This window comes from Emticicia fontis, assembly GCF_054779675.1.
On record NZ_BAAGXU010000066.1, the window covers coordinates 380,930 to 398,167 of the forward strand.

Sequence of the window (17,238 nt, forward strand, 5' to 3'; positions counted from 1 at the left end):
GCGTCACACCTATACTCGTTCGAAAAAGGGTGTGGCTTGCTTAGGCACTTAGAGAAATATCTATTATACAATAGAAGGATTTCCTAATATTTATTATCCCAATATTTGAGGCTACTCCCAAAATAAGCGTGCCACACCCATATTCTTCCGAGTATAGGCGTGGCACGCGGGCTTTAGGATTATCAAACCTCCAAAGGCTTCTTTTCTATCTTCAACTCTTCTCTCACAAAACTTTCATAAAGTTCTTCTGCCTTTTGCCACGAAGTTTCAATATCATCATTCAATAAAATCACATCAAATCTGTTCTGAAACTCCATTTCAAATTTCATTTTGTAGAGGCGCCTTGAAATACTGTCTTCACTATCGGTACCCCTGCTTCTCAATCGTCTCTCTAATTCCTCCATTGAAGGCACTTTTACATAAATAGCCAGTGCATCATCGCCAAAATAATTTTTCAGATTGACTCCACCTTTTACATCTACATCAAAGATTACATTTTTACCTTCTGACCACAACCTTTCAATCTCTGTTTTTAAAGTGCCATAATAAGCTCCCGGATATACTTCCTGCCACTCAATAAACTCTTCGTTATCAATTCTTTCTTTAAAATCGTGGATACTCAGGAAATAATAGTCTTTCCCATTTTCTTCATTACGTCCGCGTTTATCACGTGTACACGCCGAAATTGAAAAACCCAGGTTTGAATTATACTTATCAAGCAGATGCTTAACAATGGTTGTTTTTCCCGAACCGGAGGGAGCGCAAAAAATAATGGCTTTACCTTTCATTGAGGATGATTTATTGCCTTGTTTGTACAAGGTATGTAGCTACAATAAAATTATTAAAAAAGCCACCAAGTTTATGAAACCTGATGGCTGAATATCTTGCAAAGATAGGGAATTTAACAACTAAACAACAAATGATACAGTTTTAGTTCTGCTACTATGAACCCTAATACTACCAATCCTAAGCCAATTTTTGCTCTTATATCTACTACTGTCGCCTGTGGACAGCATTTTTTCTCCATTTTCACCAGAAGTGCATCTTTTATGCTTTTCTCCAGTTTGTAACCCTCTATACATGGTAGACAATCGTCCATGTGTAACTTAAAATGTTCTACCTCAGCGGCAGATGCCGATCCATCAAGTACAGCCTGTATCATCTGCATACACTTTTGATGATTTTCACACCTTTCTTTCATTGGTATAATGTTTAGGGGACATTGTTCTACTTCCCTCTCTGTAAATGTTTTGTTAATGATGCCCCTGGTATATCAACCATAAGCATATATCGTTAGTAAAATATTCTTTGTAGTAAAGTCTCCTTAAGACCGGCAGCTTAATCCTGTTCTGCCATCTCATCGGTTTTATAACCCATCGATGAAGCATAACTTTTCAGCTTCTCTTTCAACAAATTTCTTGCTCTGTGCAACCTCGACCGTACCGTTCCGATAGGGATATCCAAAATTTTTGCCATCTCTTCGTAGGTAAATCCTTCAATATCACAAAGGATAATTACTGTACGAAAATCAACCGGCAAGCTGTTAAGCGCATTGGCAACTTCATCGCCAATCATGTCCTGAACAGTCTCCGTACGCAAGTCGGTTGTTGCCTCCATTTCGGCATCTTCTACCGAGTTGTAGGTAGTCTCAACGTCCTGATAATCAACCTTTGATGGTTCCTTACTTTTCTTGCGATAGTCGTTAATGAAACTGTTTTTCAAGATTCTAAACAACCACGCTTTTGCATTAGTTCCACGTTCAAATGAATTGATAAATCTAAAGGCTTTCAGATAGGTATCTTGTACAAGGTCGTTGGCATCGTCCTCGTCATTTGTCAAGCGAAAAGCAAAGTTATACATCGAGTCTATGTGTGGCATGAACTCCTTATCAAAGACCGCATATTTTTCTTTCTCAGAATATCTTTCTATTTCTATTATTTCTTCTTCCATAAGCGTGTTTGCTTTTTAAAAACCTGTAAAGAGCATTTTACAAGTACTGTAGTAGCTTATAATGTATAGTCCTCCATAATTTCGGTAAAGTTACGAATTTTAGCAAGAAAAATATAATATTCTCAGCAGAAAACCAAAAATACTTAGGAGGACGAATTATATGTATGAATGGAAAAATTTACCCAAAATTTGTAATTACTTAACAATAAAAAGCGCTATTTAAAGAAATTATTACGCTTTTCTTTACTTATTATTATGCTATTACTTCTAGTTTATACCCTTTCCCATGGATACTGTTAATCTTGATGGCATCGTCTCCTTGTAATTTTTTTCTGAGTTTAGATACAAAAACATCCAGACTTCTGCCTACTACAAATACACCTTCGTCTTCCCAGACTTCTTTTAAAAGCCTGTCGCGCTCTATTACCTGGTTCTGATTCGCAGCAAAAATGCTAAGCAATTTTGCTTCCTTGTCAGACAGTTCAACCTGTTCTTCTCCTTGTTTCAGCAAGGCTCTATCCGGGTAAAAAGTATACTTACCGATGCCGATAAATGGGGTGTCTTCAATAGTGACAGGAACAGGCTCGGTCTCGCTTTTTTTCTTAAAAAATTTTTTATTGAATAATGAAAAAAGTGTTCCACCAGCCAGAATAAAACCTACTGCCCACCAGATATTCATGGGTTGAGAAGCTCTATAATTACCTGTAAACTCAATCTGAATCTTGTAACAATCTTTGGGCTGTGGCCTTCCCATACAGGCTAATACATCATTTCCTTTACTCTTAATCTCGTAGCCAAACACCAGTTCAGGGCTAACGCAGTTATATACGTTTACCATATAATCAAGGGGTAAATGGGCTGAACTCAGGCGCTGATGTACGATTTTCATCAGCGTGTCAGGCATAAAAGCAAACTCGCTCTGGAACTCCAGCTGGAAGGTATTTTTATTAATTTTCTTCACAGGCATTACCCTCGAGGTTAAATCTCCCGAGTGCTGCAATAACTGATGCCCGATTTCGCGCACTACCAATACGGCTCTTTTCTCTAAAAACTCCTGCGAATCGTCGGTGGCAAGAGCTGCTGCCGAAAGCGCGATCGCTGAAAATACGGCAAGGCAAATGATATAAATTCTTGGTTTCATAATCTGACAAAATTATGGTAAAGCTATCTTAAAATCAGTAGAGTTACACGCAATTTACATTTTTTTACATTCATTTTACTTCTGCCCGTTTTACCTCTCCTACATTTGGCTAATTGTTTAATCAAAAAAATCATCTTTATGAAAAAACTTATCACCATCGCATTCTTTTGCTGTGCTTTCTCGCAGGCCTGTTTCAGTCAGCACATTTGTTCAGCCGCCTTTTTAGGAAATAAAATGATTGTAGACCAATATACTAAAACGGGCTATAAAAATGAAATTTCTTTGAAAGCTACCGGAGATCTGACAGTGAATACTGTTAACTTATCTCCTACCGAAAGTAAAGCAGTAGATAAGATACCTTTTAAGATAGCTATCAAAGAAAAAGATACTCAAACTATCACACTGTTTTCTAAAGAAGATTTTATGAAAGTAGATGTGCAGAAGGTATTATCTCAATGCAAAAAAGGTGACCAGATTGTATTGCTTACCACTGATAAGCAGTATGCCTTGCCACATAATGAAATTCTAGTTAAATAAAACTTGTGGTGCGAACAGGCCGTTCGCGCCACAAAAAATATATGCTTACACCTACAATATCAATGAAAAAGCTATTTATCGTATTATTTTTTCTTTCCTATTCAACCTTTTCACAAGTAAAAGCGCCTGCTGATATTATTTATGAAGTAGTCAATAAAGAAAGTCAGCTCATCTGGCAGGACGTACCATTTGCTGGTAAGCCCCATGAAGGAACGCTACAATTAACTTCCGGCACTTTAGTAAATGCTGCGACTGGCAAAGCCAAAGGAGGTAAGTTTGTAATAAACATGAAAAGTATCGATAGTATTAATCCAAAAACGGGAGAACGTAATAAAGGAGTAGTTGAACATTTACATTCTGATGATTTCTTCTCAACCATACGTTTCCCTCTATCTACTTTTGTCATTACAAAAATCATCCCCAATGCCAAGCCTAATGAGTATACCATTACGGGTAATCTGACATTAAAAGGCATCAGTAATGTGATTACTTTTCCAGCCATTATCAGTACAGAGGGTGCTCAGTTAAAAGCTCAGGCATCAGTTACGATTGACCGTACTTTGTGGGGCATCACTTATAAATCTTATAGTTTTTTATCTCAAATGAAAGATGATTTGATTCCGAATAACATTAAACTTACTATGAGTCTGGTGTTTAATAAAAATACCCCCAGCCCCTAAAGGGGTGTTTCAGATTCACACAAATATTTATTTATTTGTTTTTAATTCCCCTTTAGGGGTTAGGGGCGTTACCTTTGCCAAAAAACTCATCACATGAATCTGGATTTAATAGGCACAACCGCCCTGGTTTGTGGCAGCACACAAGGCATTGGCAAAGCAGCGGCGATAGAATTAGCACTATTAGGGGCTAATATTACCTTAATTGCCCGCAATGAAGATAAATTGAAGGAAGTAGTAAAAGAACTCCCGCACAAACCCAATCAGGTACATCGATATCTGGTAATTGATTTTTCTAAAACATCTCAAATAAAACCTGCGATTGAGCAATATCTGGCCCAATATCCTGAAGTACATATTCTGATTAATAATACTGGCGGCCCTTCTGGTGGCCCTATCATTGAGGCTGATGTGGCACAGTTTACGCAAACTTTTACTGAGCACATCGTATCGGCACAAATATTAGCGCAGGCTGTAGTACCAAGTATGAAACAAGCAGGCTTTGGGAGAATCGTAAATATTACGTCAGTGGGCATGAAACAACCAATCATTGGTTTGGGTGTATCAAATACCATTCGTGGAGCAATGGGCAACTGGGCGAAATCAATGGCAAATGAATTGGGTAGATATGGTATTACCACCAATAATGTATTGCCCGGCTATACTACCACAGCCAGATTAGAAAAAGTCAACGAAACCAGAGCCAAAGCAACTAATAAAAGTATTGAAGCCGTTGAACAAGACCTGATTAAAGATATTCCTATCGGTCGGTTCACCGCACCCGAAGAAACAGGCGCAGTTATTGCCTTTCTATGTTCACCCGCCGCAAGTTCTGTCAATGGCGTGAGTATTCCGGTAGATGGTGGCCGCACCACTGCGGTTTAAATTGCTTCTAAAGCCGCATCACGGCCTGATACAATCGCTCCTTCCATAAAGCCCTGCCATTCGGCCAGATGCTCTCCGGCAAAATGGATGTTCAGGTGGGGCTTTTTCAATTCCGGTTGAAGTGTAAACCACTGTCCTGTGCCATACATGGCATAAGCCCCTTTCGAATAACGGTCTTGTCCCCAGTTATAATTGAATACTTTTTGCAGGTAATTACGGGCATCTCCTAGCGGCCTGATAGAGTCAATCAAGGTTTGGCGGCGGTAATCATCGCCATGCCAGCCAAACATATCTGCTTTTTCGCCAATGCTATAAGAAGTAAGTGCGCCTCTGGCATGATTCTGGTTTTTGGTAGCATGATAGAAGTAATGCGCTGGTGTATCGGTTATCATATCAAAATCTTCCCGTTTCCAGAAGCGCTGACTGAACAACCCTACGCATTTATTGATACGAGCATATTGTAGGGCATCTAAGGCATGTTGTTTTGCTTTAGGCAATGCGGGTGCGAAACTTATCTGACTTAAGGCAAAAGTCGGAACAGTACAGATTACTCTATCAGCATCGAAGGTTTTTCCATTAGCACACTTCACACTTATTGATTTGCCTTTCTGAATAATGGCATCTACATGGTGCTCCATCAGAATTTTTTCTCTGCCTATTAAATCAGCAATTTTATTAGCTAAGGTGCTATTACCCCCTTCCATCTTCAAATCCATTTCATTCTTCTTGCTAGAATAGGCATATTCACTGATAGCGGCATAAGCTGATACGTGTCTGATACTCTCACCAAAATCAGTACTATCTAACAATTCTCTGAAATACAAATCATTTTCAGGGATACCATTATTCACTAAGTATCTCCACCAATTCAATCTGTCGAATTGTTTCTGTTGCTCGGCATTCAGATTTTTAAATTTTTCCAGCAAATCTTCCAGTTTCTTCTTCCAGTCGGCATCAAAATCCCATTTATTTACTTTGCTATACTTACCTCTGAAATACAAGTCGGTATCAAAGCGATTATCGTTTAATTGAATCTTGAAACGCTCACACAATTTCTTCACTTCTCCATGCGACTCCCCTACCCATTCAGCACCTAATTCCACGCGCAAATCGGCTTGTTCATCAATTTTATGTGTAAATACCCGTCCACCGATCCGGTTTCGTGATTCTAAAACTACGAAGTCTATTTTCTTATCAAAAAGTGTAAGCGCAGCAGAAAGGCCAGAAAATCCTGCCCCAAGAATAATAACTTTAGAAGGTTTAATTGTATGGGCAAAGGTAGCTTGATTATTGAGCAGGATAGCGCTAGAAGCAGCCAGGCCAAGGAATGAGCGTCGTTTCATGGTTAAATAATAGATATATTAGCAATGAAAAAAAAATGATGTCTCCCTCTTCAGAGAAACATCATTCATAAAACCCATCCTTTACAAATATACTTTATCTGTGAGCATCAAGAATAGTAATTGTTGAATTTTTTATTATGCGGCGAAAGCTATCTGATACCCTTGTTATATTCTTTCTGATACAAAAGAGGCGTTTTGCCAGTAATTTCTTTAAACTGACGGTTAAAATTAGAAATGGTATTGTATCCACTATCATAGGCAACTTGTGTAATACTCAGATTCCCCTCATGAAGCAATTTACAGGCATGGCCGATGCGAATCTCGGCTATGAAATCAAAAAAGGGTTTATTGGTACGGCTTTTAAAGTAACGACAAAAAGCAGAATCACTCATACTCACTAATGAAGCCAGTTCACTCAATCGCACTTCTTCTTTAAAATGTTTCATTACATACTCATGCACTTTTTGCATCCGCTCTGTTTCTGAAACTTTGTGGGTATTTACATAGCCGAAACTGGCAATGTATTCATAGTCATTCGATTGCGCTAAATGATGAAGCATGGATAAAAACTTTAATACTCGTTCAAAACCTTCAAAATTGTGTAGGCTTAGCAATTCTTCCCGAATGTACTCTTTAGTTTCTCCCACTATATCCAATCCACGCTCGCCTCGTTCCAGTAATTGTTTTAGGTTGTGCATTTCGCTTTTCTCAAAAAAGCCATTGCCCAGAAAATCTTCGGTAAAATAAATCACAATGCCATGCGTAATTAAATCAGGGTCATGCTCAAAATAAGCCCGGTCGCTCTGCCATAGATGTGGAATATTAGGACCAAGGAAAACCGTATCGCCTGCTTCAAAGTGCCGGATATTGTCTCCTATAAATCTTGTGCCGCTCCCTTCCAGCACTGTAAACAACTGATAATGCGGGTGAAAATGCCAGTTTGGGTCGAAATGCGGCTCAATTAATTCTTTCAGGGTAAAGGAATAAACTGCACTTTCAACTGATTTTTTGAGCAGAGGTTTCATAATAGACTATTCTCAATTTTAACCATAAATTTAGATATAAAAACAAATAAAGTCAAAATACAGTCAGTATCAGTAAAAGTAGGCTTATTTATTTGTACTATTTTAAGATAGTTTTGTAATGTGAAAATTTAAGAAAATCAGCATGAAGTTTGGAATGAATCTCCTTTTGTGGGGAACTGAAATTAATGAGAGTCTTTTTCCGGTATTAGAACAAATAAAAGCGCTGGGGTTTGATGGCGTTGAAGTACCAATTTTTGATACAGACCCTACGCATTGGTATAAGTGGCGGGAGAAATTGGATGAATTAGAACTGGATAGAATTGCGGTAACGATTTGTGGCCCTGATTTCAACCAGATCAGCCCGGATCCTGCCATGCGAAAAGCCACGTTGGAGCGTAATAAACTGGCTGTTGATTGTGCGATGGTTTTAGGCGCTAATTTACTAAACGGCCCTTATCACTCTGCCTTAGGTCAATTTACAGGACAACCTGCTACTGAGCAAGAGTGGCGATGGGCAGTAGATAACCTGAGAGAATTAGCCGATTATGCTGATAGCTTTGGTATCACTTTAGGATTGGAATACCTGAATCGTTTTGAAAGTTACTTAGTATCATCAAGCGATGAGTTAATCAAACTGGTAGAAGATATTGACCACCCGGCTTGCAAAATCATGTTTGATACTTTCCATGCTAATATAGAGGAAAAGAATCTGGGAGATGCCATCAGAAAATTATCCAAGCATCTGGTTCACGTACAGGTTTCTGAAAACGACCGTAGTACTGTAGGCACAGGCAATGTGAACTGGGAAGATGTTTTCAAGGCATTACACGAAATCAGATATGATGGCTGGCTATCGGTAGAAGCATTCAGTCAAAAACTGTCAGTGGCCAATATCTGGCGAAAAATGTTTGATTCGGAAACACAATTAATGAAAGATAGTCTTAGTTTTTTAAAAAATAGTCTTGCTGAAAATCCAGGCACACCGAGTATTCCTTATTAAAGAAACGGATTTGACGCTAACCTAAAACAATTCAAATATGTCGAAAAAAATCAATATTGCTATCGTCGGGCTTGGCTTTGGTGCCGAGTTTATTCCTATTTATCAGCGCCACCCAAATGCCAATATGTATGCCATTTGCCAGCGTAATGTAGAGAAACTCAATCAGATTGGCGATGCTTTCGGTATCGAAAAACGCTATTCTGATTATGACGAATTGCTGAAAGACCCGGATATTGATGCCGTACATATCAACTCACCTATCCCGAATCATGCAGAGCAAACGCTGAAAGCCTTGTATGCAGGCAAACACGTGGCTTGTACGGTTCCGATGGCTACTTCGGTAGAAGATTGTATGGCTATTGTAAAGGCGGTGAAAGAAACAGGCAAAAAATACATGATGATGGAAACGGTGGTGTATGCCCGTGAGTTTTTGTTTGTGAAAGAATTATATGAAAAAGGCGAATTAGGAAAAGTGCAATTCCTGAAAGCAAGTCACCAACAAGACATGGACGGCTGGCCGGATTACTGGCCGGGATTACCTCCTATGCACTACGCTACGCACTGTGTAGGCCCTGTAGCTGGTTTATTAAAATTAGAAGCTGAATATGTTTCATGCTTTGGCTCGGGTACTATCCGTGAAGAATTGGCTCAGATTCATAACTCACCTTTTGCGGTTGAATCGGCACATATTAAGTTTAAAGACAGCGATTTGAGCGCCTATGTATATCGTTCGTTGTTTGATGTAGCCCGTCAATACAGAGAAAGTTTTGAGGTATATGGCTCTAAAAAATCTTTTGAGTGGGCATTGGTAGAGCATGAAGAGCATATCATTCATACTGCGAAAAAGCCTGAACATGAAATTCCTGAAAAAGTAACGGTGAAAGATTATGCCCATTTATTACCGGAAGAAATTCAGGATTTCACAACCAAAGGTGTATATGATTTGGGAGAAAACAACCACTTATCATTTACCCAAGGTTCAGGTCATGGTGGTTCTCACCCGCATTTAGCGCATGAGTTCTTAATGGCTCTTGTTGAAGACCGTGAACCATTCCCGAATGCCGCACAATCGGCTAACTGGACAAGCGTGGGTATCTTAGCACACGAATCAGCTATGCAAGGTGGTAAAATCATGAATTTACCAGACTTTCAGAATGTATAATTATATATGAAGGCGTCTAGAAAACTTTTGAAAGACCCCACCCTAGCCCTCTCCATTGTTGGGGAGAGGACAAAAAAAAGTCTCTCTCCCCAACAATGGGGAGAGAGATTTAGAGAGTGGGGTTGTATCTCGATAAAAAGCACCTTCGATCCTTTAGTTTTAAGACAACCTCTTCTATAATTGCCTATCACTACGAATAAAAAAACTCTGCATTAAAAATCTCATGAAAAAAACATTAATACTCTTGATGATCTTGCTTTGGCAAGGTGTTCAAGCTCAAAAAGGCCGCCGACTGGAAATCTTGTTTCTAGGCGATAATGGACACCATACCCCCATAGAAAGGCTTCCGACGTTGATGGCAGCGCTGGGGTCTAAAGGGGTTAACTTTACTTATACTGACCATCTGGAGGATATTAATCCTAAGAATCTGGCTAAGTATGATGCCTTGATGATTTATGCCAACTGGGATGAAATCACCCCAGCAGCGGAAAAAGCCTTATTAGATTATGTAGCCTCCGGCAAAGGTATTCTGCCCATTCACTGCGCCTCATTCTGTTTCCGAAACTCACCTGAATATGTGAAACTAGTTGGTGGGCAATTCTGGCGGCATAAAATGGATACCATTCAGGCAAAGGTGGTTTTACCAACACATCTGATAGTAAAAGACTTGCCAACCATCAAATCTTATGATGAAACCTATCTGCATAGCCAGTTGCAGCCGGATAATAATGTGCTGATGGTACGTGAAATTAAAGCCGACCAGAAAGCAGACCGCCCTGAAACGAATATTGAGCCTTATACCTGGACTCGTACTTATGGGAAAGGCCGTGTATTTTATACAGCTTATGGACATGATGATAATACATGGAGCAATGCGGCTTTCCAACAATTATTGTATAACGGTATTATCTGGGCAGTTGATGAAGGTGCAAGATCGGCTCATGCAGCTTTGAATCCGAAACCTTTTGAATATAGAGAGGCTAAATTGCCAAACTATGAGAAACGTCCGGGTGTGCAATTGCAACAATTTCCGCTCTCACCGGAAGAATCAATGAAACATATTCAGGTGCCAGTTGATTTTACATTGAATCTGTTTGCCGCTGAGCCGAATGTACAACACCCGATTGCGATGTCGTGGGACGAAAAAGGCAGATTATATGTGTTGATTACCAAAGATTATCCGAACGAAAGAAAAGAATCAGGCGGTAGTGACTATATTCTGATTTGTGAAGATACTGATAAAGATGGTAAGGCTGATAAATTTACCCGTTTTGCTGAGGGCTTAAGTATCCCAACAGGAATGGTATTTGCCAATGGTGGATTAATTGTGTCACAAGCACCTCATATGCTCTTCCTGAAAGATACGGATGGAGATGATAAAGCGGATGAAAAGAAAGTCTTATTCACCGGATTCGGCACTGGCGATACCCACGCAGGGCCATCGAACCTACATTATGGTTTCGACAACTGGATCTGGGGTTGTGTGGGCTATTCAGGATATAAAGGTAAAATCGGTACAGCTGATAGTTTGAAATTCGGACAAGCCTTATTCCGTTTCAAACCTGATGGTTCGGCTATGGAATGGGTAACAAGTACCTCTAACAATACCTGGGGTATGGGCTTCAATGAAGCTGGTGATGTATTTGGCTCTACTGCCAATAACTCACATGGCTGGTATATGGCGATTCCGCACAGAAACTTCCTGAATCCAGGCTTTAATGGCGATAATGGTAGCCGCTCGACTGATACGCATAAAGACATGAAACCTATTACAGAAAAAGTAAGACAGGTAGACGTTTTTGGTGGTTTCACAGCCGCCGCAGGGCATAATTTCTATACGGCGAGGGCATTCCCTAAAAACTACTGGAATCAGATTGCTTTTGTATCAGAACCAACCGGACATATTCTTCACCAGAACCTGATGGAGAAAAAAGGTACAAACTACGAAGACAAAGAGTCATTTAATCTGATGGCTGGTGCTGACGAATGGTTCTCTCCGGTATTTGCCGAAGTAGGCCCTGATGGCGCTGTCTGGGTCGCAGACTGGTATAGTTATATTATTCAGCATAACCCAGTTCCGAAAGGTTTTGAAAATGGATTTGGTAATGCCTATCAGACGGATTTACGTGACTTTACACATGGTCGTATCTATCGGGTAGGTTGGAAAGAAGCACCTGCTTATACGCCTCTTTCACTAAGCAAAGATCATCCTGATGAATTGGTAGCTGCTTTGAAAAACAGCAATCTATTCTGGAGAAGCCATGCACAAAGATTATTGGTTGAACGTGGTAAAACAGATGTAGTACCCGCTTTGATAGCTTTAGTAAAAGACCAGTCAGTTGATGAAATCGGATTGAATACAGCTGCTATTCACGCCATCTGGGCATTGAAAGGTTTAGGTGCGATTGAAAGTAATAAAGAGGCTTTGCAGGCTGTAATCGGTGCTTTAAAACACCCATCATGGGCAGTTCAGAAGAATGCGATTCAGGTTTTGCCTAATACACAAAACTCAGTAGATATTATCTTACAAAATGATTTGCTGAATAGTAAAGAGCCAATAGTTGTTTTGAATGCAGTTCTGGCTTTGAGTGAACTACCATTGACTCCGGCTTCTGAGCAGGCATTGCTTACTCGTATGGAACAAGCGACTGAAAGCAACGATCGTTGGTTGCCTGATGCCTTTGCAGTTGCCTTAACCAGCCATAAATCAGTATTATTGAAAAAATACCTGAATAAGCTGACCAGCAATGCGAGTGCTGCACCTATGGGACATGACCATTCGGCAATGAATCATGGAACTATGGCTGCCTCAACTACCAAAGAAGCACCTAAAGCAATGCCTGCTCCTACAAACGGTGTTGATTTAGTGATTACTAATTTGCGTGCAGAGCCGAGTTCTCCTTATGTACGTGAGGGAATGCGCTACTTTGTAGAGGTAAAAAACAATGGCAAAGATTCATTGAAAAAGGGTAATGTGGTTTCATTGAAAATTGACATTACAGGGCAAGGGCAAAAATATACTATCTGGAGTATGGTTCATAATAGCGGTGTAGCACCGGGTGAAACCGTTACTATCTCGAAAAATACGAATGGACCTTGGTCTGGAGACTTTTATTTTGGAGCAGATATAGCAGGTGATTATACTTTCAATATCATGGTTGATTATGAGAATAAAATAGAAGAAAACAACGAGAAGAATAACTATTACAGTAAGAAAGTTACTTTCCAACAGGCACAAAAACTATCAACCTTTGCTTTGGAAAGAGCTGCCAGAAGTTATGCTTCGGTAATGCCTGCGGATACGCTGGCGGCTATGCTAAAGGACTGGGACAAACTGCCAGCCACTGAAAACGTAGCCTTATTGAAAGGTATGTCTAATGGCTGGAATCCTCGTAAAAAAGATAAAGTAAACGCTGATAATCAGAAATTCCTGGCTTCGTTAAGCACAAAACTGACAGAAACGAATGCTGATAGATTGAACAAACTATTGGTAGCATGGGGCTTGAAAAGCAGCAATGCTGGCGATGATAAAGATGCCATTGTAATCAATATCAAGTCTATTAAAGAAGAAATGAAATTTGATAAGAAGGAGTTTACTGTTAAAGCTGGTAAACCTGTGGTAGTGGTATTTGAAAACCCTGATGCCATGCAGCACAATATGGTAATAGGCAAGCAGAAAAGCATGGAAATTATTGGCAAAGCAGCTGATAAGATGATTACCCAAAAAGATGCTGCCGAGAAAAACTATGTACCAAGCATCCCGCAGGTTATAGCGGCAACCCCATTGGTAAACCCGAATGAAACTTATCGTTTAAAATTCACTGCTCCGACGGAAGTTGGTAATTACCCATTCGTTTGTACATTCCCAGGCCACTGGCGATTAATGTTTGGAACGATGAAAGTAGTGAAATAAGATTTTTAACTAACCAAATACGTTAGAGTAGATTGTAATTAATAACAAACAGCTCCTTGATTAAGGGGCTGTTTTTGTTTTCTTATTTTAAGATTTTGTAATAAAAAGCTACGGTAAATAATTTTCTTTAAGGCAGGTTGCCGATTAATAAATATTTCTTGAATATGAGAACTACTTATAGTTATTTTAAATTAATTTTTTAGGAGGACAAATACCTGCTCACTTGACAAATACTCTTCAAAACCGAATCAAAAATATTTAACAACTATGAGACCATCTATACTAATTTTTAATAAAATAAAGCTATTCATAGTCGTCGTTTCGATTTCTCTTTTTACAAATACTTCATTCGCTCAATTTAAACCAGCAAATACCAGTGGATTAGTTTTAAAAAATGGTAATGGTAAATTTAAACCTGATACGAGTAAGTTTAAATTAGGTTTAAAAACATTGGTAAAAAAACATGATGACTTAAAAAATGGCCTTATCAGTAAAGACTCCCTTATAAAGACTGGAAAGTCTTTATCTTATCTGACCCAAGACTCTATAATGGTTGATGTGATAGGATTAAATGAGGATACTGATTTAGTAAATGACTTAAAAGCACTAAACGTAAAAATAGTAGCACATCATAAAAAAATCGTCACTTGTTTACCAACGTTTGATCAATTGAATGCAATCGGTAAACTGAAGTCATGTCGCTGGCTACAACCAACCCGAAAGCCATTAACCCGATCAGGCAATGTATTATCACAAGGGGATGCAGCCCAACGTTCGGACATTGCCAGAAATTTAACGGGCTTAAATGGAGCAGGGGTGAAAGTCGGGATTATGTCAGACAGTTATAATTTACTAGGTGGTGCTGCCGCGGGAGTAAATGCAGGAGAACTGCCTGGCACTGGGAATCCGAATGGTTATACTACACCGGTTACCGTTCTTAGCGAATCTACCATAGGAGCAGATGAAGGAAGGGCAATGGCTGAAATTGTTCATGATGTAGCACCTGGGGCTCAATTATACTATTATTCTGCCTTCAAAGGTGAGCCAGATTTCGCTAATGGCATATTAGCTTTAGCTCAGGCGGGTTGTAAAGTTATTGTTGATGATATCGGTTATCTTACAGCGCCTTATTTCCAGGACGGTATAGTGGCTCAGGCTGTAGATTATGTGACTAGCAATTATGGCGTATCTTACTTTTCTGCCGCAGGTAATGACATAAACAACTCCTATGAAGCCCCTTACAAGTCGTCAACTTATTTTCCTTTTTCAGGCTATCCAGATATTGCGCATAATTTTGGAACCAATGCCAACCCAGTTTATCTGCTACCAATTGCAGTCGAAGATTATACATTAATGGTTTTAGAGTGGGATGACCCTTATGCCAGCATTGATGATAATTCGCCCGGAGCTTCATCCGACGTGGATTTATATGTGTTTGCAGACCTTGGCGATGGCTTAGAGATATTGACTGCCGGCTATGACACTAATATAGGATATGATCCTGTTGAACTTGTTGAAATAGGAGGAACGGGTACTGTTTATATCATGATTACTAAATATTCAGGGGCTGACCCAAGAAATTTAAAACTAAATGGATATTACGGTTTCAGTTGGAGTGGGACTCCAACAAGTATTGCAGGTATAAAGAAATCGACTCTTATCGGGCATCCCAATGCAGCTGGAGCTATTGCAGTAGGTGCAGCCAGTTATCATAGAACTCCGGCATACGGAGTAACCCCTCCTGTAATCGAGAGCTATTCATCTCTTGGTGGCACTCCAATTTATCGCTCAGTTGCTGGCGCTTTATTACCTTCAGGCGTTATCCGACAAAAACCTGAAATAGTAGCCCCTGATAATGCAAATACTTCGTTTTTTATAAGTGGGTATGACTTTGAGGGAGACGGAAGTCCTAATTTTAGTGGAACTTCTGCCGCAGCTCCACATGCTGCTGGAGTAGCTGCGCTGATGCGACAAGCTAAAACGAACATTACTGTTAATGAAATCAAAACGTCCCTTATTAATTCATGCACAGATATGAACACAACTGGATTCGATTTCTTGACTGGTAATGGTTTAATAAAAGCCGATAATGCTGTATTATCTCTTTATTCTGTTACAGCATCCACTCCCTCAAATACTTCATTTTGTCAGGGGACAGATATAAGCATCTCTTTCTCTTCAGTTGGAAAATTTGGTACTAATAATCAGTATAAATTACAATTATCTAATTCGAGCGGAAGTTTCAATAGCCCTATAGAGATTGGCACATTAACAAGTACAGCTAACAGCGGCACTATAAATGGAGTGATTCCGGCAGAAACCACAGCAGGATCAAATTATAAAGTAAGAGTAATAGCATCAAAACCCTCAAAAAATAGTAATGAGATTGCGATAACGATTACTGTTATTCCGAGTGCCCCATCTACTATATCCGCCAGTCGTTGCGGTATGGGTACTGTTACACTTTCGGCTTCTGGTTGTAGTGGTGGCACTATCAAATGGTATGAAAATGCAACGACTACTACCGTTTTGACAACCGGAAGTTCCTATACTACTCCAAATATCAATGATACTACCATCTATTATGTAGGTTGTACTAATGGTAATTGTACGAGTAGCCGAGCTCAGGTCACTGCTACTGTTACTCCTGCTCCGGTAACACCCTCGGTCGTATCTGCTAGTCGTTGCGGTACAGGTACTGTTACACTTTCAGCCTCGGGATGTATTGGAGGAACAATCAAATGGTATGAGAATACAACTACCACTACCGTTTTGACAACCGGGACTTCTTACACTACCCCTACCATTAGTAGTAATACAACTTATTATGTAGGCTGTACTATTGAGGATTGTGAAAGCAGCAGAGTTTCTGCAACTGCCTTTATTGCCATTATTCCTGGCCCACCATCAACCGTTTCAGGTAGCAGATGTGGCACTGGTACAGTTATGCTTTCGGCCTCAGGGTGTACTAGTGGTACTATCAGATGGTATACTAATACAACAACGACCACTGTTCTGACAACCGGCAACTCTTATACTACTCCTACTATCAGCAACACAACAACTTATTATGTAAACTGTAGCAATGGTAACTGCCTTAGTAATAGAGTTCCGATTACTGCTACCATTACCACTGCTCCGGAAGCACCAACTACTACTTCTGTGAGTCGTTGTGGTGCTGGGACTGTTACTCTTACAGCATCAGGTTGTAGTGGTGGCACTATCAAATGGTTTGCTAGTGCATCAGCAACTACTGCATTAACTACTGGCGGTTCTTATACTACTCCTGGTATTGGCAGCAGTACAACTTATTATGTTAGCTGTACCATTGGCAATTGTGTGAGCAGCAGAAGTCAAGTTACTGCTACTGTTAATATAAATCTTTCATTTACTAATCCAACACAGGCATCTGGTACATACCGAGCTTCACAGACAATCACAAGCTCTTCTAATGTAGCTAATCCGACCAGCTACTATGCCGGAAATGCCATTATATTGGTGCCTGGGTTTCAGGCTGGTTCAGGAGAAGTATTTTTAGCCTCTATACAGAATTGCCCATAAAATGAGTAAATTCTTCAATCAAATTATAAGCAAAAGGCATTGTA

The 17,238-nt window shown here is 39.8% G+C and carries 13 protein-coding genes; 7 read left to right on the plus strand and 6 right to left on the minus strand.

Features of this window, described 5'->3' with window-relative positions; genetic code table 11:
- Positions 1-182: 182 nt before the first annotated feature.
- From gmk to ACYVFA_RS27045, 4 genes are all read right to left on the minus strand, one after another.
- Complete coding sequence (gene gmk / locus ACYVFA_RS27030; RefSeq protein ID WP_460474984.1) at positions 183-788, minus strand: guanylate kinase; 606 nt, start codon at positions 786-788, stop codon at positions 183-185.
- A gap of 113 nt (positions 789-901) precedes the next feature.
- Positions 902-1,201: a hypothetical protein gene (locus ACYVFA_RS27035; RefSeq protein WP_460474985.1), complete on the minus strand. Its 300-nt coding sequence runs from the start codon at positions 1,199-1,201 to the stop codon at positions 902-904.
- 137 nt (positions 1,202-1,338) lie between these two features.
- A complete protein-coding gene (locus ACYVFA_RS27040; RefSeq protein ID WP_460474986.1) occupies positions 1,339-1,950 on the minus strand; it encodes a sigma-70 family RNA polymerase sigma factor in 612 nt (203 codons plus the stop codon).
- A 253-nt stretch (positions 1,951-2,203) separates the two neighbouring features.
- Positions 2,204-3,091 (minus strand): winged helix-turn-helix domain-containing protein, encoded by an 888-nt coding sequence (locus ACYVFA_RS27045; RefSeq protein ID WP_460474987.1) that lies wholly within the window; start codon positions 3,089-3,091, stop codon positions 2,204-2,206.
- A 138-nt stretch (positions 3,092-3,229) separates the two neighbouring features.
- Between ACYVFA_RS27045 and ACYVFA_RS27050 the strand changes: the two genes are divergently transcribed.
- The 3 genes from ACYVFA_RS27050 to ACYVFA_RS27060 all read left to right on the plus strand — a co-directional run bounded on the left by ACYVFA_RS27050 (position 3,230) and on the right by ACYVFA_RS27060 (position 5,190).
- Complete coding sequence (locus ACYVFA_RS27050) at positions 3,230-3,628, plus strand: hypothetical protein (RefSeq protein WP_460474988.1); 399 nt, start codon at positions 3,230-3,232, stop codon at positions 3,626-3,628.
- A gap of 62 nt (positions 3,629-3,690) precedes the next feature.
- On the plus strand, positions 3,691-4,308 hold the full coding sequence (locus ACYVFA_RS27055; protein WP_460474989.1) for a YceI family protein: 618 nt from the start codon (positions 3,691-3,693) through the stop codon (positions 4,306-4,308).
- A gap of 93 nt (positions 4,309-4,401) precedes the next feature.
- A complete protein-coding gene (locus ACYVFA_RS27060; RefSeq protein ID WP_460474990.1) occupies positions 4,402-5,190 on the plus strand; it encodes a Rossmann-fold NAD(P)-binding domain-containing protein in 789 nt (262 codons plus the stop codon).
- On the opposite strand, the gene ACYVFA_RS27065 is transcribed toward ACYVFA_RS27060, so the two are convergent.
- Both ACYVFA_RS27065 and ACYVFA_RS27070 read right to left on the minus strand, forming a co-directional pair.
- A complete protein-coding gene (locus tag ACYVFA_RS27065; RefSeq protein WP_460474991.1) occupies positions 5,187-6,533 on the minus strand; it encodes a flavin monoamine oxidase family protein in 1,347 nt (448 codons plus the stop codon). The genes ACYVFA_RS27060 and ACYVFA_RS27065 overlap by 4 nt on opposite strands.
- A 149-nt stretch (positions 6,534-6,682) precedes the next feature.
- The gene (locus ACYVFA_RS27070) at positions 6,683-7,558 is read right to left on the minus strand and encodes an AraC family transcriptional regulator (protein WP_460474992.1); all 876 of its coding nucleotides are present in this window, start codon (positions 7,556-7,558) and stop codon (positions 6,683-6,685) included.
- Between the two features lie 154 nt (positions 7,559-7,712).
- On the opposite strand from ACYVFA_RS27070, the gene ACYVFA_RS27075 reads away from it, so the two are divergent.
- The 4 genes from ACYVFA_RS27075 (at position 7,713) to ACYVFA_RS27090 (ending at position 17,194) form a co-directional block, all read left to right on the plus strand.
- Entirely contained in the window at positions 7,713-8,558 is an 846-nt protein-coding gene (locus ACYVFA_RS27075) for a sugar phosphate isomerase/epimerase family protein (protein ID WP_460474993.1), read from the plus strand.
- Between the two features lie 37 nt (positions 8,559-8,595).
- A complete protein-coding gene (locus tag ACYVFA_RS27080; RefSeq protein ID WP_460474994.1) occupies positions 8,596-9,720 on the plus strand; it encodes a Gfo/Idh/MocA family protein in 1,125 nt (374 codons plus the stop codon).
- Between the two features lie 247 nt (positions 9,721-9,967).
- On the plus strand, positions 9,968-13,633 hold the full coding sequence (locus ACYVFA_RS27085) for a PVC-type heme-binding CxxCH protein (protein ID WP_460475222.1): 3,666 nt from the start codon (positions 9,968-9,970) through the stop codon (positions 13,631-13,633).
- 267 nt (positions 13,634-13,900) lie between these two features.
- Entirely contained in the window at positions 13,901-17,194 is a 3,294-nt protein-coding gene (locus tag ACYVFA_RS27090) for an Ig-like domain-containing protein (RefSeq protein ID WP_460474995.1), read from the plus strand.
- Positions 17,195-17,238 lie beyond the last annotated feature (44 nt).